Origin of the sequence: Streptomyces sp. NPDC050263 (assembly GCF_040655955.1) — a bacterium.
Lineage (GTDB): Bacteria > Actinomycetota > Actinomycetes > Streptomycetales > Streptomycetaceae > Streptomyces.
This window is the reverse complement of record NZ_JBFAKW010000039.1, coordinates 52,891-71,784: the sequence shown is the minus strand read 5'-3', so window position 1 is coordinate 71,784 and position 18,894 is coordinate 52,891. Positions and strand designations below refer to the sequence as shown.

Annotated in this window: 17 protein-coding genes and 1 pseudogene; 9 read left to right on the top strand and 9 right to left on the bottom strand. The window is 71.5% G+C overall.

Translation table 11 applies throughout. The features are described from left to right. Positions 1–263 precede the first annotated feature (263 nt). Positions 264–1,328, top strand: a complete 1,065-nt coding sequence (locus tag AB0J04_RS19690) for an SUMF1/EgtB/PvdO family nonheme iron enzyme (protein WP_363169766.1) — start codon at positions 264–266, stop codon at positions 1,326–1,328. A gap of 10 nt (positions 1,329–1,338) precedes the next feature. On the opposite strand, the gene AB0J04_RS19685 is transcribed toward AB0J04_RS19690, so the two are convergent. Together AB0J04_RS19685 and AB0J04_RS19680 are read right to left on the bottom strand one after the other, a co-directional pair. Then, entirely contained in the window at positions 1,339–2,013 is a 675-nt protein-coding gene (locus tag AB0J04_RS19685; protein WP_363169764.1) for a hypothetical protein, read from the bottom strand. Positions 2,014–2,206: 193 nt separating this feature from the next. Further along, a complete protein-coding gene (locus tag AB0J04_RS19680; RefSeq protein WP_363169763.1) occupies positions 2,207–3,730 on the bottom strand; it encodes an FAD-binding oxidoreductase in 1,524 nt (507 codons plus the stop codon). A 386-nt stretch (positions 3,731–4,116) separates the two neighbouring features. Here AB0J04_RS19680 and AB0J04_RS19675 point away from each other — a divergent pair, with 386 nt between their 5' ends. Further along, positions 4,117–5,778: a BBE domain-containing protein gene (locus AB0J04_RS19675; protein ID WP_363169762.1), complete on the top strand. Its 1,662-nt coding sequence runs from the start codon at positions 4,117–4,119 to the stop codon at positions 5,776–5,778. A gap of 41 nt (positions 5,779–5,819) precedes the next feature. Further along, on the top strand, positions 5,820–6,149 hold the full coding sequence (locus tag AB0J04_RS19670) for a deoxyxylulose-5-phosphate synthase (RefSeq protein WP_363169761.1): 330 nt from the start codon (positions 5,820–5,822) through the stop codon (positions 6,147–6,149). A 264-nt stretch (positions 6,150–6,413) separates the two neighbouring features. Here the strand turns inward: AB0J04_RS19670 and AB0J04_RS19665 are convergent, their stop codons facing one another. Then, the gene (locus AB0J04_RS19665) at positions 6,414–7,115 is read right to left on the bottom strand and encodes a hypothetical protein (protein ID WP_363169760.1); all 702 of its coding nucleotides are present in this window, start codon (positions 7,113–7,115) and stop codon (positions 6,414–6,416) included. 196 nt (positions 7,116–7,311) lie between these two features. On the opposite strand from AB0J04_RS19665, the gene AB0J04_RS19660 reads away from it, so the two are divergent. Then, on the top strand, positions 7,312–8,367 hold the full coding sequence (locus tag AB0J04_RS19660) for a DUF4037 domain-containing protein (protein ID WP_363169759.1): 1,056 nt from the start codon (positions 7,312–7,314) through the stop codon (positions 8,365–8,367). A gap of 50 nt (positions 8,368–8,417) precedes the next feature. Here the strand turns inward: AB0J04_RS19660 and AB0J04_RS19655 are convergent, their stop codons facing one another. The 3 genes from AB0J04_RS19655 to AB0J04_RS19645 all read right to left on the bottom strand — a co-directional run bounded on the left by AB0J04_RS19655 (position 8,418) and on the right by AB0J04_RS19645 (position 10,408). Further along, positions 8,418–9,083, bottom strand: coding sequence for a hypothetical protein (locus tag AB0J04_RS19655; RefSeq protein ID WP_363169758.1), 666 nt, complete (start codon positions 9,081–9,083; stop codon positions 8,418–8,420). A 308-nt stretch (positions 9,084–9,391) separates the two neighbouring features. After that, positions 9,392–9,820, bottom strand: a complete 429-nt coding sequence (locus AB0J04_RS19650) for a VOC family protein (RefSeq protein WP_363169757.1) — start codon at positions 9,818–9,820, stop codon at positions 9,392–9,394. Positions 9,821–10,072: 252 nt separating this feature from the next. After that, complete coding sequence (locus AB0J04_RS19645; protein ID WP_363169756.1) at positions 10,073–10,408, bottom strand: hypothetical protein; 336 nt, start codon at positions 10,406–10,408, stop codon at positions 10,073–10,075. A 119-nt stretch (positions 10,409–10,527) separates the two neighbouring features. Between AB0J04_RS19645 and AB0J04_RS19640 the strand changes: the two genes are divergently transcribed. Further along, positions 10,528–12,027: a carboxylesterase family protein gene (locus AB0J04_RS19640; RefSeq protein ID WP_363169754.1), complete on the top strand. Its 1,500-nt coding sequence runs from the start codon at positions 10,528–10,530 to the stop codon at positions 12,025–12,027. Here the strand turns inward: AB0J04_RS19640 and AB0J04_RS19635 are convergent. Together AB0J04_RS19635 and AB0J04_RS19630 are read right to left on the bottom strand one after the other, a co-directional pair. Then, positions 12,017–12,693 (bottom strand): annotated as a pseudogene (locus AB0J04_RS19635) (1,4-alpha-glucan branching protein). The gene AB0J04_RS19640 and the pseudogene AB0J04_RS19635 sit on opposite strands and share 11 nt — an antisense overlap. A 74-nt stretch (positions 12,694–12,767) precedes the next feature. After that, on the bottom strand, positions 12,768–13,781 hold the full coding sequence (locus tag AB0J04_RS19630; RefSeq protein ID WP_363169753.1) for a helix-turn-helix domain-containing protein: 1,014 nt from the start codon (positions 13,779–13,781) through the stop codon (positions 12,768–12,770). Between the two features lie 265 nt (positions 13,782–14,046). On the opposite strand from AB0J04_RS19630, the gene AB0J04_RS19625 reads away from it, so the two are divergent. From AB0J04_RS19625 to AB0J04_RS19615, 3 genes are read left to right on the top strand one after another with little or no spacing between them, the layout of a single operon-like run. Continuing rightward, the gene (locus AB0J04_RS19625; RefSeq protein ID WP_363169752.1) at positions 14,047–14,877 is read left to right on the top strand and encodes an alpha/beta hydrolase; all 831 of its coding nucleotides are present in this window, start codon (positions 14,047–14,049) and stop codon (positions 14,875–14,877) included. 25 nt (positions 14,878–14,902) lie between these two features. Next, positions 14,903–15,700 carry an alpha/beta hydrolase gene (locus AB0J04_RS19620; RefSeq protein WP_363169751.1) on the top strand — a complete coding sequence of 266 codons (798 nt, stop codon included), beginning with the start codon at positions 14,903–14,905 and terminating at the stop codon, positions 15,698–15,700. A gap of 59 nt (positions 15,701–15,759) precedes the next feature. After that, entirely contained in the window at positions 15,760–16,551 is a 792-nt protein-coding gene (locus tag AB0J04_RS19615; protein ID WP_363169750.1) for an MBL fold metallo-hydrolase, read from the top strand. Positions 16,552–16,703: 152 nt separating this feature from the next. Here the strand turns inward: AB0J04_RS19615 and AB0J04_RS19610 are convergent, their stop codons facing one another. Beyond that, entirely contained in the window at positions 16,704–17,048 is a 345-nt protein-coding gene (locus AB0J04_RS19610) for a hypothetical protein (RefSeq protein WP_363169749.1), read from the bottom strand. A 191-nt stretch (positions 17,049–17,239) separates the two neighbouring features. Here AB0J04_RS19610 and AB0J04_RS19605 point away from each other — a divergent pair, with 191 nt between their 5' ends. Further along, positions 17,240–18,862 (top strand): MFS transporter, encoded by a 1,623-nt coding sequence (locus AB0J04_RS19605; protein ID WP_363169747.1) that lies wholly within the window; start codon positions 17,240–17,242, stop codon positions 18,860–18,862. Positions 18,863–18,894 lie beyond the last annotated feature (32 nt).

The following is an 18,894-nucleotide window of genomic DNA, read 5'->3' as shown; positions in this document are numbered from 1 at the left end:
GTAGCTCCGCTACGAGGACTCTCGCCCGGCACACCGAGAGCACGCACCGAACGCCGCTCCTTCTCCCACGGAGATCCATCAGAAGCCCCCTAGGGCCCGGTCTGAGCCGGTGAGGTGACGGGCACGGTGCAAACTGTCGACGCTGCGCTGCTCGCAGCTCATCATTGAGAGACTTTGTGGCCAAAGTGTCGACAGGTTGCGGGTGTTGATGGAGTATCGGCCAAGCGCAGATACGCGCCACGCCTTCATCCTCAGGAGTCGTCATGAACGCGACCGCCCCAGGCCTCAGCAGAAGGACCCTCCTCGCCCTGCTCTCTCTGACGGGTGCGGCCGGCTTCGTACGGCTGTCCCGAGCCGCCGCACTGCCCACGACTGCGACGGCATCTGCGACAGCGACCGCGGCCACGACGACAGTCGCGGGCCAGGATCTGGCCGAGATCGCCGCCGACCCGTCCTTCGCCTTCGCCGCCGACGTCGCCGGAACGGTGGGCTCGGGCGAGTCCTCGCCCATCGACACCCCCTACTGGCTCGGCGTCTGCGAGGTCACCAACGCCCAGTACCTGGACTTCGTCACCGACTCCGGCCGCGAGACCCCCGCCTACTGGGAAGGCGGCGCCTACCCCGTCGGCAAGGCCGATCACCCCGTCCTGGCGATCTCCCTGGACTCCGCCACCGCGTACTGCGAGTGGCTCAACGACCGGGCGGACACCGACGGTTGGACCTTCCGCCTGCCCACCGAGGCCGAGTGGGAGAACGCCGCATCCGGCCCCGACGCCCTCACCTACCCCTGGGGCGACCAGGCCGGCACCACCTACTCCGACCTCGTGCTGACCAGCGACTACAACTACATGGCGGTGTGCGCCGCCTACGAACTGGCCGAACACGGATCGGACCTGGCCACCTACACGGCGACCGGCTCCGACCTGTACGGCCAGAGCTTCCCGCTCTCCGAGATCCTCTCCATCGGCAGCACCGGAACCGTGGCCGGCTGGAACGTCACCGCGAGCCGCACCGGCTTCATCTACACCGATGTGTACGACGCCCTGACCGTCACCGGCGGCTACACCACCCCCGTCACCGCCTACCCCGGCGGGGCGAGCGCCGACGGCGTCCTGGACCTCTGCGGCAACTGCTGGGAATGGACCACCTCCGTCATCACCGCGACCCACGGCGGCGAGATGGGCCGGCGGGTCAACGCCATCCGCGGTGGCTCCTGGTACGCCAACCTCAACAGCTGCACGGCCCTCTACCGAGGCGAGGGCCGCGACCCGTCGGGCCGCTACTCGACCGTCGGCTTCCGGGTCGCAGCCACCGGCGAAACGGGCTGATCACACCCGGTCAAGCAGACGGACCCTCGTCCTGCTGCTGCTCATCAGCCGGCGACGGGGCGTCGGGGGAGGTGTAGAACACGGACGTGCCCTGCTTGCTGCGCTGGGCGTGGTTCTTGGCCACCAGCCCTTCGAGAGTGGTCCGCACGACGGTCGTCTTGATGCCGCGCTCGGGGTGCAACTGCCCCAGTGACTGGGCCACTTCCGCTGCGGAGCGAGGCTCGTCCTGGGCGACCAGGTGCTCGCGGACGAGGGAGACCAGTGAGGGCTGAGCCGACTCGGCGGCGGCCGTACGCGTCTTGTCCGTCCGCTTGCCCGCGGCCTTGTCGGCCGTCTTGCCCGCCGTCTTGCCTGCCGCCTTGTCGGCCGACTTGCGGGCGGCCGGGGCGGACTTCTTGGCCGCCGTCTTCTTGGCGGTCGTCTTCTTGGGAGCGTCGGTCGGGGCCGCCTCCGCCTCCTCGCGGGGCGCCGGTACCGCCGGGGCCGGAGCGGACTCGACGCCGAGCGCCTGCCGGACGTTGAGCAGCACGCTGCGGTCCTGCTCCAGAGCCGCCAACTTCCCTTGCAGCGTGGCGATTTCAGCGGCGAGGAGTTCCTGCTCCTTGAGGTTGCGCTCCAGGTCACCGGCCACCTGAGCCGCGTACTGGGTGGTCACCCCGTTTGATTCGATCGTGGTGTCAGACATGATCCTCACGCTCCTTCATGGCCCTAACAGGCCACGGGCCGGGAGCCCGCGCCAGCAGTTGCTGCTGCCCTGTCGTTCGTAGTGATACTACGGATGGGCCATGCATTGTTGCATTTCAGCAAGGTCGGAACCGCTTGGAGTGAAGAGGTGACTGACTGTCCCAGGACGCTGTACGCATGCACACGTCGCCGCATCAGCCGGGCTGGACGCCGACCGCCTGGTCGTAGCGGAACAGGCCGGTGGGGTCGTACCGGCGCTTGACCTCGAGCAGCCGGTCGTAGTTCGGGCCGTAGTAAGCGGTCTGCCAGCGTCGCAGGTCGGGGTCGGGGAAGTTGACGTACGCCGCCGAGGTCCTCAGCTCGCGGCGCAGGGTGCGGTGCATGACACGGGTCTGGGCCAGCAGGTCCTGGACGACCTCGGACGGGGCGGTGGGGTCCCAGTGGGCGCCGATGTCGATGACGAACGTGGCGTCGCGGTGCGGGTACGCCGTGTCGGTGGCGGTCGGCTCGCCGCTGCTGCCGCCCATCGCGAACAGCGTGACGTAGCCGGCGTTACCGGGTGTGCCGGGACGCCAGGCGCGGACCCACTCGACGATGGACTCGACGGTTCCCGGGCTCAACCACCGGTTCGGCACCAGGGACTTGGAGGCGGTGGCGCTGCCCGGTCCGGGCTGTTCCATGAGGCGGTCCTGGGCGTCCCAGAAGTGGCGCTGCTCGATGAACCGCCGGGTCGGCCCGAGTGCGAGCACCGGGGCCAGCAGCCCGCGCAACTCGTCCTCCGTGCCCAGTCGTTGGCCCAGCACGGCGATGACGGCAGGGGTGCCGTCGCCGGGGTTCTTGAACCCGATCCGGATGTCGAAGTCGTTGCCGCGGTCGGAGCGCAGAATCTCCTGGAGGACGTCCATCAGAGGGACCGCGGATCTCGGGTCGAAGGACAGCTCGAAGACCGTCGCCACCTGGTCGGCGACCGACGTGGCGTCGAAGACGAAGCCGGTGTTGACGCCGAAGTTGCCGCCCGCCCCGCCCCGGCAGGCCCAGAACAGATCCGGGTTCTCGGTGTCCGACGCCCGGACGAGTGAGCCGTCCGCGAGCACCACCCGTGTCTCGGCGAGCCGGTCACAGGTCAGGCCCCACTTACGGTCGTTGAAGCCCAGGCCGCCGCCGAGCGTCAGCCCGGCGACCCCCACGCCGGGACAGCGTCCGCCGGGGAAGTAGAGGTTCGCGGCCCTGGCTGCGTACACATCGGAGTTGGTCGCTCCGCCGCCGAGCAGCAGCCGGGTGTCGTCGACCGCCACGCCGTTCATCCGGCGCAGGCTGACGAGCAGGCCGCGGGTGGTGGAGTAGCCGGCGTAGTTGTGACCGCCGGAGCGCGGCGCGAAGGGCACCCCGTGCGCCGCCGACCAGCGCACACAGGCCTGCACATCGCCGTCCGTCGCACAGGCGACGATGCCGGCCGGCAGCACGCCCGCGTACCGGAGGTTGTCCGGCAGGGCCAGCAGACGGTAGTCCTGGCTCGTCGGCCGGTACAGCGTCGCACCCGGGCTCAGGCTGCGGCGGAGCGCGCGCCAGGCCGCGGCATCGGGGATGTGGCCGCCCGGGGACCCGGTCGCCTCGGCCACCGCCGCAGCAGGTCCTCCGGCCCGGGCCGCGGCTGTGGTCAGGCCGATCGCTGTCGCCTGAGCTCCCCTGCGAAGTACGGTCCGACGGCTGACGCTCACGGTGCTTCCTCTCCTCGGCGACCCCCGAGACCTCTGCCGGGGCACGGTCGCGTGGGTCATGCTCGCCGGAGCGCCCGCGCAGGGGTGACCCGGCACACCGGCGGGGTGACGGGTTCACGCGAGGGCTCGCACGTATGGGTGCAGTGAGCAGTCGCTCTCGGCAGGCGTGCGGGAGCGCGCGGGGGTGACGGCGCTCTGCTCCCTGCGCCCGGGGCCGTCACCCGAACGGCGGAGTCACGGAACGTGACGGATCAATAGCCTTTCGTGATCTGCTTTTTCGTGTCCCGCGTTCCGTGTCCCGTGTCCCGCGTTCCGTGTCCCGTGTCCCGTGTCCCGCGTTCCGTGTTCCGTGTCCCGTCCCCGTCGTCTGCCGTGGAGGTATCGCCATGCCCGCCGCGCCCCGTCATCTCCCGCCCGTGGGCCCGACCGAGGTCGGTCCGGGCGACCCCCGCTACGAGGCGCTCCGCCGGGGCTTCAACCAGCGGTGGGTCTCCAGTCCCGACTACGTGGTGGTGGCCACGAGCACCGCCGATGTGGTCGCCGCGCTCAACACCTACCTCCCCGGCACGGCCGGCAGCGCCTCGCCGCCGCGCCGGATCACGGTTCGCTCCGGCGGCCACTGCTACGAGAACTTCGTGTGCGGCGACGACGTGGCCGTCATCCTCGACGTCAGCACCATGGACGGCGTCCACTACGACGCCGAGATGGAGGCGTACTGCGTCGAGGCGGGCGCGACCAACTGGCACAGCGTCACCCAGCTGTACCGGCGGTACGGCCTCGCCCTGCCCGGCGGCTCCTGCTACTCCGTCGGAGCGGGCGGCCACATCTCGGGTGGTGGCTTCGGGCTGCTCTCCCGTCTGCACGGGCTCACGGTCGACTACCTGTACGCCGTGGAGGTGGTCACGGTGCGCGACCGGACGCACGCCGAGGTCACCGTGGCGCGCAAGGACTCCCCGGAGCCCGCACTCCAGGACCTGTGGTGGGCGCACACCGGCGGCGGAGGCGGCAACTTCGGCGTCGTCACCCGCTACTGGTTCCGCGGCCTGCCCGAGCCTCCCTCCCAGGTGCTGACCAGGGCGGTCGCCTGGGACTGGAGCCTCTTCACGACGGACCGCGAGAAGTTCAAGTCCTTCGTGCAGCGCTACGGCGAGTTCTTCGTGGCAGAGCGCACGGGGGAGGGCGGACCGGCGTTCCTGCGCGACTTCGACTTCAGCGATCTGTTCACGCTGTTCAAGCTGACCAACCTCGCCAAGGGCAAGATCGGCCTGGCCGTCCAGCTCGACGGCACCCGGGCCGACTCGATCGAGCGGCTCAACCTCTTCCTGAACTGGATCGCCCCGGAATCGGAATACCCGCAGACCGTGTTCGACCTGCCGATGGGCGAACAACCTCCGCTCGGCGACCAGTTCGTCCCCACCCGACTGCCCTGGCTCACGGCGACCCAGAACTTCAACGGCTCCGGCCCGAGCCGCTGCGGGAAGTACAAGTCCGCCTACCACACGGGCAACTTCACCGACCGCCAGCTCGACGTGCTCTTCGACCACCTCACCACGGGCTACACGAACGAGGACGCCCTGGTCCAGGTCGACTCCTACGGGGGCCGGGTCAACGACGTCGAGCCGTTCGCCACCGCCGTGCCCCAGCGCTCGTCCGTGCTCAAACTCCAGTACCAGACCTACTGGACCTGGGACGACGACGCCAACCTCGACCGTGTCTTCGACTACCAGGACGCCCTGGCCAACCCCGAGATCGCCGCACCGCACCTGGACTGGATCCGGGACTTCTACCAGGACATGTACGCGGAGACCGGCGGCGTGCCCGTGATGCCCACCCCGGAGTCGCCCGACGTCAACACCGACGGCTGCTACATCAACTACCCCGACGTCGACCTGGGCGACCCCGCGTTCAACGACCCGGAGCACGGCCAGCCCTGGCACCACCTCTACTACGGGGCCAACTACGCGCGGCTACAGCGGGCCAAGGCGTTCTGGGACCCACGCAACGTGTTCCGGCACGCCCAGTCGGTACGCCTTCCGGGCCTGCCGTAGCGGTGCCCCCGGACGGCGAAGGGAGCGTCTACGCTGTTCGCATGGCTCATGCGAAGACTTCGTACGTCTGCCTGCCCTGCCGGGCCTCGTACAAGCAGCCCTACGACCCGGAGCGGCGGCGGGTCTGCCCGCAGTGCGCGCAACCCCTGGTCCATGTGGGGTCGGCCTTCGCAGCGCCCCGGCGGCGGGACGACGACGCATGGCGCACGCTGTCCGTGCTGCTGCACGCGGGCGTGCGCTTCCACAAGAGCTGCTGCGGCGGGCCCGGCTACCGGCCGCGCACCGTGCGCGAGGTGCGTGAGCGGATGGCGTACGCGCGGCGAACCGGCAGGCCCTTCGCCGAGGCGCTGGTACTGCGTCAGCTGCCCTGATCGGGCACGCAGCCCGGCTCTGCCCGTGCTGTCACGACCGCGCCGTGCCGGGCCTTCCGCGTCCGGCACGGCGTTCGTTCGGTGCGGCTGCAGGAGGGGGCGACCTATACGAGCCCTCGGCCTGTTCGACATGACGCCCTACCGCCGGCACACCACCGTCGCCTGCGGCCACTTCATGGCCGAGGAAGCCCCCGACGGCATCGCCAAGGCCCTGTGGGACCTGATGACGCGATGACGCCGAGGCGATGACGGCGACGCGATGACTCAACTCGGCGGGGATCCCTGCGGCTTGTCCCGTCCCTCCAGCAGGACCAGCTCGTCCAGGGGCGTCCCGGCGGCCCACCGCTGGACGTGACGGCCGCCGAGCAGAACGCCGTGGCTCGGGTGGGACGACCGCGGGGCATCGCCGCGGGCCGCCGAAGGCCTGGTCACGAGGAGGCGGATCGCCTCGTCGTCCGGCGGCTGTCGGTCCTCGTCCGTGGGCAGGAGACGGGTCCGGGCCTCGTCGTCCGCCGCGTCCTGCGCCGGGGTGAGGACGACATCGAGCCGACGCCCGCCGAGGTCGCGCGCGTACAGGCGCGGCCGTCCCCGGCTCGGCATCGCGATGGCGTCCCAGCCGTCGCGCCGCAGTATCCGCTCGACGGCCACCATCAACTGGTCGTCGTCCAGGAGCGCGAGCTCCGCGGCGGTGTAGACGCCGCGGCGGCGACGAACCGCCGCACGACGCCAGCGCGTGAGAACGACGGCGACCGCACCGAGCACGACCAGGACCGGAGTCAGGCCGAGGACGCCGAGCCGGTGCGCCCAGGCGAGAACGGCGACCGACAGGCCTACGGCCAGGCCCAGCTTGACGAAGGCCGGCAGCACCTCGCGGAAGGTCGGACCGTGGCCGTCCTGGGCGCGCGGCGCGGGGACCGGCGGACGCCGCCGGGCACGGCGCGCCCCGGGCACGGGGGTACGGTTCACCACAGATCCACCAAGGTCAACTCCGTCAACTCTCCTTCATCTCGGGCTGCCCACGGTACGCAGGCGACGGGCGCGATCCGTCGGCGGGTCCGAGAGGCTGTGCGACTCGAGCCCGTCGGCGAGGGCGGCCGAAAACTTTGCCGCGCGGGTCCGGATTCCGGCGCATGATCGTCACCGGATCGGCAAGGCCCTTCACATGAGCACCACGAACATGCCGCCCTTCATCCCCGGCTTAGAACTCTCCCGCCGTTTCTACACCGAGCTCATACGCCCGCTACTGGAGGAAGCCGCACCCGGAATACCTCATTCCGCCGCGCGTCTGGGCTCCGGCTCCGAGGTGCTCGGCCTGGACACCGCGCACTCCGCGCACCGCGAACGCGTCCCGCGCCTCCAGCTCTTCCTCCGCTCCGGGGACGTCTCCCGCCACGCGGGACGCATCAGACACCACCTTTCCGAGCACCTCCCGAAGACCTTCCACGGCCGGCCCACGCGCGCCGCCGAGGCGCCGGTCCACCGGACGGTCGAAGTCACCCACGTCTCCTCCTGGTTCGCGGCCACGCTCGGCTTCGATCCCTCGTCGCACATCACCCCGCTGGACTGGCTGGCCACCCCCACGCAACTCCTCGCCGGAGTCACCGCCGGCGCGGTCTTCCACGACGGCCTGCGGGTACTCGCCCCCTGGCGCGCCGCCCTGCGCTGGTATCCGCACGACCTGTGGCTGCACGTGCTCGCCTGTCAGTGGCAGCGCCTCTCCCAGGAAGAGGCCCTCGTCGGCCACTGCGGCGAGATGGGCGACGAACTCGGCTCGGCCGTCGTCACCGCCCGTCTCGTGCGCGACCTGATGCGCCTGTGCCTCCTGATGGACCGTCACTATCCGCCGGGCGACCCCTGGCTCGGCAGCGCCTTCGCCCGCACCGCCGCGGGCTCCCATCTCACGCCCGTCCTCGCCGCCGCCCTCGCGGCCACCGACCGGCACGGCCGTGAAGAGCACCTCACGGCCGCGTTCGAGGCTGTCGCCGCCCTGCACAACCAGCGCGAACTCACCGATCCGCTCGACCCGGTCACCACGCCGTGCCGACGGTTCGCGGCGGCACTGCTCGGCCGCGTCACCGATCCGGCGGTCCGGGCACTGCCGACGGTCGGCGCCGTGGACCAGTTCGTGGACAGCGCGGAAGTGCTGGGGCGGGCCGCGGCGGCGCGGGCGGCGGCGGCCGGCCTGGCAGATCAGCGCCGTACGAGCACCGCGCGGTGAACGGGCTGTCGACGACGAACTCCGGAACGGCGGTACGACCGGGTACCGGGCTATGCATCGACCGCGCGCTTCAGTTCGCGGGTCACCGCCGCCTCGTCCTGACCGTTCAGGGTCTTTTCCAGGCTGTGGTCGTCGGAGCGGGAGAAGAGCTCCGCCATGGCCACGTCCTCCTTGGAGAGATCGCGTCCGCACCATTCGCCCTGGCCGACGGTGTGGTCGTCGAAGGGCACCGCCGCGCCTTCGCCGAGGACGGTCCAGCCGGCATCGGTCCAGCGCAGGGCCAGGAGGTAGGTGTGGCCGGGCTCCAGACGGGGCGCCTCGGCGGCCGTGCGCTTGGTGCGTGTGCCGCTCCGGTACACGTTCCAGCCGGCTGCCGTCATGTCGAAGTTCTCGCCCAGCGCGCGCTTCGGCGAGTCGCTGGACCACAGCACGCTGTCCCTGCGCAGCGTCACCGTGCGGTCGGTGCGGTACTGGACCGGTCCCGTCTTGAAGTCGCGCCGGTTGGTGTCCTGTTCCCGTACCGGCGTGGCGACGACGGCATGGTCCGCGTTGGTCACCCAGTCCTTGGCGGTGAGCGACGGCGTGGCGTCGTTGGCGATTCCACAACCGACCACCGTGTGCAGGCCGCCGTGGCCGACCAGCACAGCGGCCGCGACCCCGGCGAATGCCGTGCAGGCGGCGAGCGACCGGCGGGTGAGCAACTCGTGAACGTTCAATGCGGGACACCGTTTCGGGACAGGACGGGCCGGGTGGCGTCACTTGACAGCGGCTCGTCCGATGAACATTGCGCTGGTCTAGACGGTTGTTCGGGCCGACCGGTGGCCGTCGGGACCGAATGCGCACAAAGTCACGAACGAGCTGCGGCTTCTTGATCAGACAGGTACATCGGCCCGGCCCGGCCCGATTCCGGTTCGCCGTCCAGGACTGACCCCACCTCGGCGAGACGGCCGCCGAGCCCTCGCGAGGTGGATGCCCGAGGGCGACGGCCGGCCGTCCACGTGATCGACGGCCGGCGGCCCGTCGGTCAGGGGCGGAGGTAGGGCCGGGTCATGATCTCCAGGTTGTGGCCGTCCGGGTCGGCGAAGTACGCGCCACGACCGCCGAACAGCCGGTTGATCCGCCCGGGTTCGGTGTGGCCGGGGTCGGCGTAGTAGGTGACCCCGACCGCTTCCAGGCGGGCGATCATGCTGTCGAACTGCTCGTCGGGCACGAGGAACGCGTAGTGCTGCGACTGGATCGGCTCGTCGCGCTTCTCGTAGTAGTCGAGCGTCACGCCGTTGCCGAGGTCGACGGGGAGGAACGGCCCGAAGGGCGCGCCGACCTCCAGCCCCAGGATCACCGCCAGGAACTCGGCCGAGAGCCGCCGGTCCCTGGCGTACACGGCGGTGTGGTTCAACTGCACGGAGGCCGACGGCAGTTCGGATGCGTACGGGTACTGCTGGTCGTTCGACATGGGTGGGGTGTCTCCGGGTCTCGGGATCCGCTGGGAGCGGCGCCGCTTGCGGGCGCCAGGCAGAAGGACTCGGAAAGGGCGGCGGGGCTCTCGCCCGCCTCGAGCTCACGCCGAGGCCGGGAACCCCACTCGTGCATGGCCCATGGCCGACCCGGCAGTCACCCGCCCGACATTAGTGACTGCCGGCAGCCGAGGCAACGCCTCCGCGGCTGCACAGGGCCGAGCTCCGCCGAGACGGTCCGTGACGACGGCTCATTCCGGGTGGGCCACCGCGTCCTTCTGCAGCTGCACGGCCGCCAACAGGCTCAGCTTCGGCTCCGCCCGGCGCAGTGCCCGCACCGCCGCGACCGAGCCGATGTCTCCCGTGAAGCCGACCTCGGCCAGCCGGGAGCGGACCCAGCAGGCGCGCAGCCCGGTCTCGGTGGCGGCGGCGGTGGACTCGACGAGCGCGGCGGCATGTTCCAGCCCCGCCCGTTCCCCGGGCGGGGCCTCGGCCAGCGCCGCACGCAGAGCCGCCGCGATCACGTCCGCGTCCCGGATGAGCAGTACGTGATCGTGCTTCTTGTTCAGTCCCGCGAGTCCTGTCATGTGGATCAGCCTGAGGGCCATGTTCCGTGCCTGCCAAGCGATTTGAGGAGCATCAGAGACTCGGTCCGGGCCCGATCGGCGGGACGGCGGCGCAAGGGGCCGTGAGAGGCTGGTGGCGTATGGGGGACCACACACGGACAGGGACGCAATTCCGGACGACGAACGGGCCGGTGCGCGGCAGACGTTCACCGGACGGCGTCGCAGTCGTCCTCGGCGTCCCGTACGCCGCCGCGCCCTTCGGCCGCCACCGTTTCCGCGGGCCGCAGCCTGCCGTCGGCTGGAGCACGCCGCGGGACTGCGGCGACTTCGGACCCATCGCGCCGCAGTCGGCGGAGCTGCCCGGCTCGCCGGTGTGGCGCCCCGGAGACGAGGACGTCCTGACCGTCAACGTGTGGACGCGGCCCTCGCCGGACGGCGGCCCGCTGCCCGTGCTGTTCTGGATCCACGGCGGGGCCTATGCCTTCGGCTCCTCCGCCCAGCCCGACTTCGACGGCGCGGCGCTCGCCCGAGCCGGAGTGGTCGTGGTCAGCTGCAACTACCGGGTCGGCTTCGAGGGCTTCGGCCATGTGCCGGGCTTCCCCGACAACCGAGGGCTGCTCGACCAGACGGCCGCGCTGGCCTGGGTCCGGGACAACATCGCCGAGTTCGGCGGCGACCCCGACCTGGTCACCGTCGCCGGGCACTCCGCGGGAGCGGGGTCGATCGCCTGCCTGATGGCACGGGAGGAGACTTGCGGCCTGTTCCGGCGAGCCATCGTCCACAGCGTGCCCGACGCGTTCTTCACCGTCGAAGTCGCCGCCGAGATCACCTCGAGGATCGCCTCCGCGGCCGGGGTCGTCCCGACGGGCGACGGACTGCTCTCCGCCTCGCCACAGCAACTGGTGGCCGCCTCCGACAAGGTCGTCGCGCAGTGCGCGGACGACCCCGTCACGGCGGTCCAGGCCTACGACCCGGTGCTCTTCCAGCCTGTCGTCGACGGCGACGTCCTGCCTATGGACCCGCTCTCCGCGCTGAGTTCGGGCCTCTCCCGCGACGTGGACCTCCTGGTGTGCCACACCCTGGAGGAGTACTGGTTCCTGCACGAGATCGGCTCAGTACGGGAGATCGCCTCGGAGCCGGAACTCGCCGACTTCGCCAAGGCCCTCCGCCTTCCCGAGTCCCTGCTGTCCGGCTACCGAGCGCTGATGCCCGACGCCCCGGTCCTCGACCGTTACCTCGCGCTGTTCGGCGACGCGATGTTCGGCGAATACAGCACCCGGCTCGCCGAGCACCATGTGCGGGCCGGCGGCCGGGCGCACCTGTCTCGCTTCGCCCGCAGACGCCGCACCCCGAGCGGCGAGACCCGCCCCTGGCACACCGCCGACATCCCCTTCGCCTTCGGCAACCTGGACGCCGACGGCGCCGCCTTCCTCATCGGCGCCGCCCCCGACGAACAGGACCGTGCCCTGTCCCGCCGCATGCTTCGCGCCTGGGCCGACTTCGCCGCCTGCGCAGACCCCGGCTGGCCCCCGGTCACCGACGCCGTCACCACGGTCAAGCTGTGGGCCGTCCCGGAGGACCACATGACCGACGACACCGCCTCCGCGCTGCGCGCACTGTGGCGGGACATCAGGACCTAGGGGGCTTCTGATGGCCGGTGTGCAGCGTGGCGAAGAGCCCTCGGGCGCGGGTGCCGTCCGGTAGTCGCCAGGCGCCGGCGAGGTGGCCGGTCGTGCTCTGCGGGGGGAGGGACCGGTCGTCCGGGCCAGGGCGCAGGACCCGGTGCAGGCGGAGGGCCGAGCCGGACGGTCCGGTCAGCTCGGTGCCCTCCTCGTCGTCGGTGGCCGTGCCGACGAAGTCCGCGCAGAGGGAGCCTTCGCCGGTGTAGGAGTGGGCGACCTCCCGGTCGGGGGCGTCGGTGGTGTTCTGGTCCTGGGCCTGGACCCGGCCGTCGAGCAGGCCCGGCAACAGGGCGACCAGCACCGGGTCGTGGCAGCCGTCGTAAGCCCAGCGCCGCCCCAGCACCCCGTGCTCCATGGTGCCGACGAGGGCGTGCTCCGCCCCGTCGAGCGGGGCGCCGCGATAGGTGAGCGGCACCAGGTAGAGACCGGGTGACTGCCGGAGACGTCGGTGACCACCATGAACTCGATCCCGACCTCGCCCTGCGGGTCGTCCAGCCGGAAGCCGCCGGCCTTGGCCAACTCCGGTTCGCCCGCCCCGCCGTCGTACCACGGGCGGGAGGGCAGCCAGGAGGTGAGCAGTTCCAGCTTGGTCGGCTTGAGGGTGGTGTGGTGGATGACGGCCATGCCGAAGGTTCTCCTCCGTCGAGTGGACAGCAGCCCTCACACCCTCCCATCCGCGAGGCGCCGAGGACATGTGCCTAGGGTTCGTGCCCCTCGGGCTGCTCGTGCTCGTGCCCGGGGGAGAGCGGTAGGCCGTGTCGGGAGTGGCGTCGCCAGTGGCCGGGGGTGGTGCCGTAGGCCTGGTGGAAGCGGCGGGAGAAGTGGGCGGGGTTGGTGAAGCCCCAGGAGCGGGCGATGGCCTCGATGGTGCGGTGGGCCTGTCCGGTCGCGGCCAGGTCGTTGCGGGCGCCTTCGAGCCGACGGCGGATGATCCATTTCTCGAGGCTGAGTCCGCCGTCCTCGCACAGCCGGTAGAGGGTGCGCACGGAGATGCCGTGCGCCCGGGCGATGCGTCGGGGTGTGAGGTCGGGGTCGGTCAGGTGTGCGCGAAGGTAGGCCAGGACGCGGGTGAGCAGAGTCTCCTGGGCCACCTCCCGACGGGTGTGGTCGTTGCCCGCGACCGACACGATCAGGGCGCGGGTGAGTTGCACGGTGGCAGCGGCCAGGGCTTCCGCCTCGGGGCCGCCGCTGAGTCGGTCCGCGTGCCGGTGCAGACCGCGGATGTGCTGCAACAGCAGGGACTCGACGGGACTGTGCCGGAGCAGGGGGACCGCGGCGCGCACCATGTCGACGGGCAGGGCGAGCTGCGCGATGTTCACCGAGAAGGCAACGGAGCGACCGGTGCCCGACCAGCCGTACTCGTGGGACGCGGCCATGTGCGGCGTCAGCCCGATACCGTCCGCCGCCAGGTGCCGCTGATATCCGTCGCAGCCGAAGGCGCCCGTGCCGAACCCTTCGGCCTGCGTCATGAGCGAGACGTCGTCCACCAGTTCGCGGCGCGTCTTGCGGAAGGAACGCACGAAGCGCACGCCCGTGCCGCGGGTGTCGAACAGGGTGATCGGCCCGAAGTGCCAGACTTCGAGCCTCTTCCACATACCGGCCGGCGGCTCGTTCTCCTCGACCGCGTCGACTCCGCCCTCCCGGGAGACCGCCGTTCGCAGGGCCTCGAACCGGTCGGCGACAGGAAGGTCGTCGGTGTCGAGAACCAGCACGGCGCCCCCCAGGCTGCGACAGCGGTCGAGGAGCAGTGTCCGCCACGACCGGCGATGTCGACAAAGATGGGTGCGTAGGGCATCTGACTCGGCGGTTCCGGTATGCCGTGGCACGTAGAGAACAGGCCTTGGCGCAGACGGCGAAGCCGGGTGCGCGGGCCCGTGCCATGCTCCCCGCAGGCCGGGCACCGGGACGTCCACGCGGACGTCCACGCGTGCCTCGCCGCCCTCCTCCCGACCTGTCGACCCCGGAAGGAACCATTCGATGATTCCCGAGGGCCACCCCCGCCGCCGTGTGCTCGGCGGCCTGCTCGCGGCGGGCGGCGCCGCCACGCTCGGAGCCGCCGCCACGCCCGCCTCGGCCTCGGCCGACGCCCGCCCCGGCGGCGCCACCGGCACGACCGTCGTCCTCGTCCACGGCGTCTTCGCCGACGCGTCCGGCTGGAACGCCGTCACCGCCCGGCTGCTCAAGGCCGGCCACCAGGTCATCGCCCCCGCCAACCCCTTGCGGGACCTGGCCGGCGACTCCGCCTACCTCTCCAGCGTCATCGCGACGATCCCCGGGCCGGTGCTCCTCGTCGGCCACTCCTACGGCGGCGAGGTCATCACCCATGCCGCACGCGGCCACGCCCACGTCAAGGCCCTCGTCTACGTCGCCGCCTTCGCGCCGGACGAGGGCGAGAGCGCGTTGCAGCTGGCCGGGAAGTTTCCCGGCAGCATGCTGGAGGGCGCGTTGACGACCCGCCCGCTGCCCGGCGGGACCGACGCCGACGGCTATGTCGACCCGGCGAAGTTCCACGACGTCTTCGCACAGGACCTGCCGCGCGCCACGACCAGGGTGATGGCGGCCTCGCAGCGCCCCGGGAGCCTGGGGGGACTGGCCGGTCCCAGCGGCGCACCCGCCTGGAAGGGCCTACCGTCGTGGTACGTCGTCGCCACCGCCGACCGTGTCATCCCGCCCGCCCTGCAGCGGTTCATGGCCGAGCGGGCCGGAAGCAGGACCGCCGAGGTCAGGGGCGCCTCGCACGTCGTGATGATGTCCCGGCCGGACGCCGTCGTGCGGCAGATCGACGCCGCGTACCGAGCCACCCGCTGACACCCCTCCGGAAGGAGCAGCAGCCATGAGCACTCCGGACACGATTGTCCTCGTCCACGGCTTCTGGGTCACACCCCGCAGCTGGGAGCACTGGGTCGACCACTACAAGAAGCGCGGATACCGCGTCCTCGCGCCCGCCTACCCGGGCTTCGAGGTGGAGGTCGAGGCCCTCAACGCCGATCCCGCACCGATCGAGAAGGTCACCGTCGAGGAGATCGTCGCGAGCCTGGAGACCCTGGTCCGCGGCCTGGACGAGCCGCCCGTCCTGATCGGCCACTCCGCCGGCGGGGTGTTCGTGCAGCTCCTCCTCGACCGCGGCCTCGGCGCGGCCGGGGTGGCGATCTGCTCCGCGCCCACGGAAGGGGTCGCGGTGGTGCCGCTGACCCAGATCAAGGCGGCCTTCCCGGTGCTGAAGAACCCGGCCAACCGGCACCGGTCGGTCGGCCTGACCGCCGAGCAGTGGCACTACGCCTTCGCCAACACCTTCTCCGAGGACGAGTCGAGGGCACTGTACGAGCGGTACGCGATCCCCGCCTCGGGCGGCATCTTCTGGGACAGCGCCCTGGCCACCCTGCGCCCGGGCCACCAGAGCACCCACGTCGACTACCACAACGACGCCCGGGCCCCGCTACTGTTCGTCTCCGGGGAGAAGGACCACCTGATGCCGCCCAAGGTCCAGCAGTCCAACGCCCGGCACTACAAGGCGAACACGGTCACCGAGGTCAAGGAGTTCCCGGGCAGGCCACACCTGCTGCCCGCCGCACCGGGCTGGGAGGAGGTCGCCGACCACGCCCTCGACTGGGCCCTCTCGCACGCCCGGTAGCGCACGCGTCCGGGGCGGCCGGTGCACCGCCCGCCCCGGACATCGGAAGGGAACCGTGCATGACCGAGGTCCGCATCACCCACGTCGGCGGCCCGACCACGCTCATCGAGGCGGCCGGCTGGCGGCTGCTGACGGACCCGACGTTCGACCCGCCCGGCCGCCGCTACTCCTTCGGCTGGGGCACCTCGTCCCGCAAGACCTCGGGACCGGCCGTCATACCGGCAGAACTCCCGCCCCTGGACGCCGTGTTGCTCACCCACGACCACCATGCGGACAACCTCGACACGGCCGGGCGCGCCCTGCTGCCCACGGCCGGCGTCGTCCTGACCACGCCGTCCGGGGCACGCCGCCTCGGCGGCAACTCCCGGGGCCTCGCACCATGGACGACATGGCGTCTGGAGTCCCCCGACCGCCCCGCCATCGAGGTCACCGCCACCCCCGCACGCCACGGCCCACCGCTCTCCCGCCCACTCGTCGGCGACGTCGCCGGATTCGCCCTGCGCTGGCCCGGCCAGCGGCACGGCGCACTGTGGATCTCCGGGGACACCGTCGTGTACGAGGGCGTGCGCGAGGTGGCCCGCCGTCTGGACGTGGGCACCGCCCTGCTCCACCTGGGCGGCGTGCGCTTCCCCGTCACCGGGCCGGTCCGCTACACGATGACGGCGCCCCGGGCCGTGGAGCTGTGCCGTCTCCTGCGCCCGCACACCGTGCTGCCCGTCCACTACGAAGGCTGGTCGCACTTCCACGAGGGCCGACGAGCCGTCGAGGCGGAACTGGCGAAGGCCCCGGCGGAGGTCCGCGCCCGCTTCCGCTGGCTGCCGGTCGGCTCCGCCCTGGAGGTCACCGTCTGACCCCGACCCCGAAGCTGGTCCCGGCCCGGATCGAGGTCGGTGCGGTCGAGGTCGGGCAGGCCGAGGGAGCAGATCCGGCTGCAAGGGACTGGGACGCCCATGACATCGCCCGACGCCCGCCGCCCGACCTCGGCGGATCCGGACCCCGCAGGTCAGGCGGACGACGTGTCCGGGCGGAACGTGACCGCCCTGCCGGTGAAGCGGGCGCTGACGCCGGTCTCCGCGGTGGTGACCGACCGCAGGCCCAGTCCCTCGGGAATGTTCCGCACGGGGACCGGCTCTGCCAGGGCCTTGTCGCGCAGCGCCTGCGCGGGAGCGATCGTCGTCGCCGTGTCGCGGGCGGGGGCCAGGACCTCGTCGACGCGCTGCGGCCCCAGGTCCTGGGGCGCCAGTCGCGGCAGGGTGCGACAGCGGTCGCCGACGGGCCGCAGTGCCAGGACGAAGCGCGCCATGGCGGTCACGTCGTCCGGATCGCCTGTGATGCGTGGGCCGGTCATGTCGGACCTTGATCGAGGCGTGCAGGGCAACCCGTTATTTGCACACTGGTGAGCAATAAACTAGTCTGCTCATCGTTGGGCAAATAACTGTTCGCAGTGTCGTGGCCGTGACCGTGCCCGCACTGCTGTCACCACTCCGCGCCCCCTGCCTGCCTGCCGCCCTGTCCTGCCCTGCCCTGAGGAGCTCTGCGATGCCGCTCGTCGTGAACACACCCGCCGAGAAGACGACGGAGCCCTGTCCGCGGCGCTGGTGGGCGCTGCTGGTGCTGTGCCTGAGTCTGCTGATCGTCGTCATGGCGAACACGTCGCTCATCGTGGCCGCCCCCGACATGACCAAGGACCTGGGCCTGAGCAGCAGTGACCTGCAGTGGGTCATCGACGGCTACACGGTCCCGTACGCCGCGCTGATGCTCGTGCTGGGCGCGATCGGCGACAAGCACAGTCGGCGCGGCGCGCTGATCCTGGGGCTGCTGATCTTCGCGGGCGGCTCGGTGACGGGCGGCCTGGTCGACGGGACGAGCCTGGTCATCGCGGCCCGCGCGATCATGGGCGTCGGCGCGGCGGTGGTCATGCCGGCCACGCTGTCCCTGTTGGTCGCGATCTTCCCGAGGGCGGAGCGCGCCAAGGCCATCACCGCGTGGAGCGCCACCTCCGGCCTCGCCATAGCCGCCGGCCCGCTGGCCGCCGGCTGGCTGCTTGAGGACCACGCCTGGGGCTCCACCTTCCTGATGAACGTCCCCATCGCCGTCCTCGGCGTCGTCGGCGCACTGCTGCTGGTACCGCCGTCCAAGGCCGAGGGCATGGGCCGCATCGACTACGTCGGCGGTCTGCTGTCGATCGTCTCCGTCGGCTCGCTGGTCTACGCGACCATCGCGGGCCCGCACTTCGGCTGGGGCACGGGCCCGATCACCGCGGCCGTGGTCGCCGGCGTCGGCATGATCGCCTTCGTGGCCTGGGAGCTGCGCCACCCGCACCCCATGCTGGACGTGCGCAAGTTCAGGGAGCGTCCCTTCAGCGGCTCGATGCTCGCGGTGCTGTTCTTCTTCTTCGGCACCTTCGGCTCGATCTACTACTCCACCCAGTTCCTGCAGTTCGTCCTCGGCTACGACGCTCTCGAGACCGGCGTACGGCTGCTGCCGCTGGCCGGAGCCGTCTTCCTCGGCGCCGCGGTGACCGGGCGACTGGCCCCGAAGCCGGGCGTGAAGGCGGTGGTCGGCGCGGGCATGGTGATCGGCACGGCGGGCGTCTTCCTGCTCACGCAGATCGAGTCCGACTCGACGTACACCGACTTCCTGGCCCCACTGCTGATGCTCGGCTTCGCCATCGGCCTGAGCCTGTCCCCGGCCACCGACACCATCATGGGCTCCTTCCCCGAGTCGGAGCTGGGCGTGGGCGGCGGCGCCAACGACACCGCGCTGGAACTCGGCGCCTCGCTCGGCATCGCGGTCCTCGGCTCGTTCCTCGCCACGTCCTACAAGGACAAGCTGACCGACCTGGTCGGCGGCCACCTCCCGGCCGCCGCGCTGGACACCGCCAAGGACTCTGCGGGCGGCGGACTCGCCGTCGCCGAGCAGGTCGCGAAGAGCCCCGACGGCGGACTCCGGCAGGCCCAGGCGCTGGTCGACGCGGTCCACGAGTCCTTCGCCCACGCCATCGCCCACACCAGCCTGATCGGCGCGATCGTCATGGCCGCCGGGACGGTGATCGTCATCGCCGTCCTGCCGGGCCGCAAGGCCGCCGGCGAGCACCGCGACGAGGCGACGGCGGCAGCGGAAGCCGACCGGGACGAGGAGTACGCCGACTCCGCCCGGTGATCCCGCCCGCGACTCCGGGACGCGACACTGCC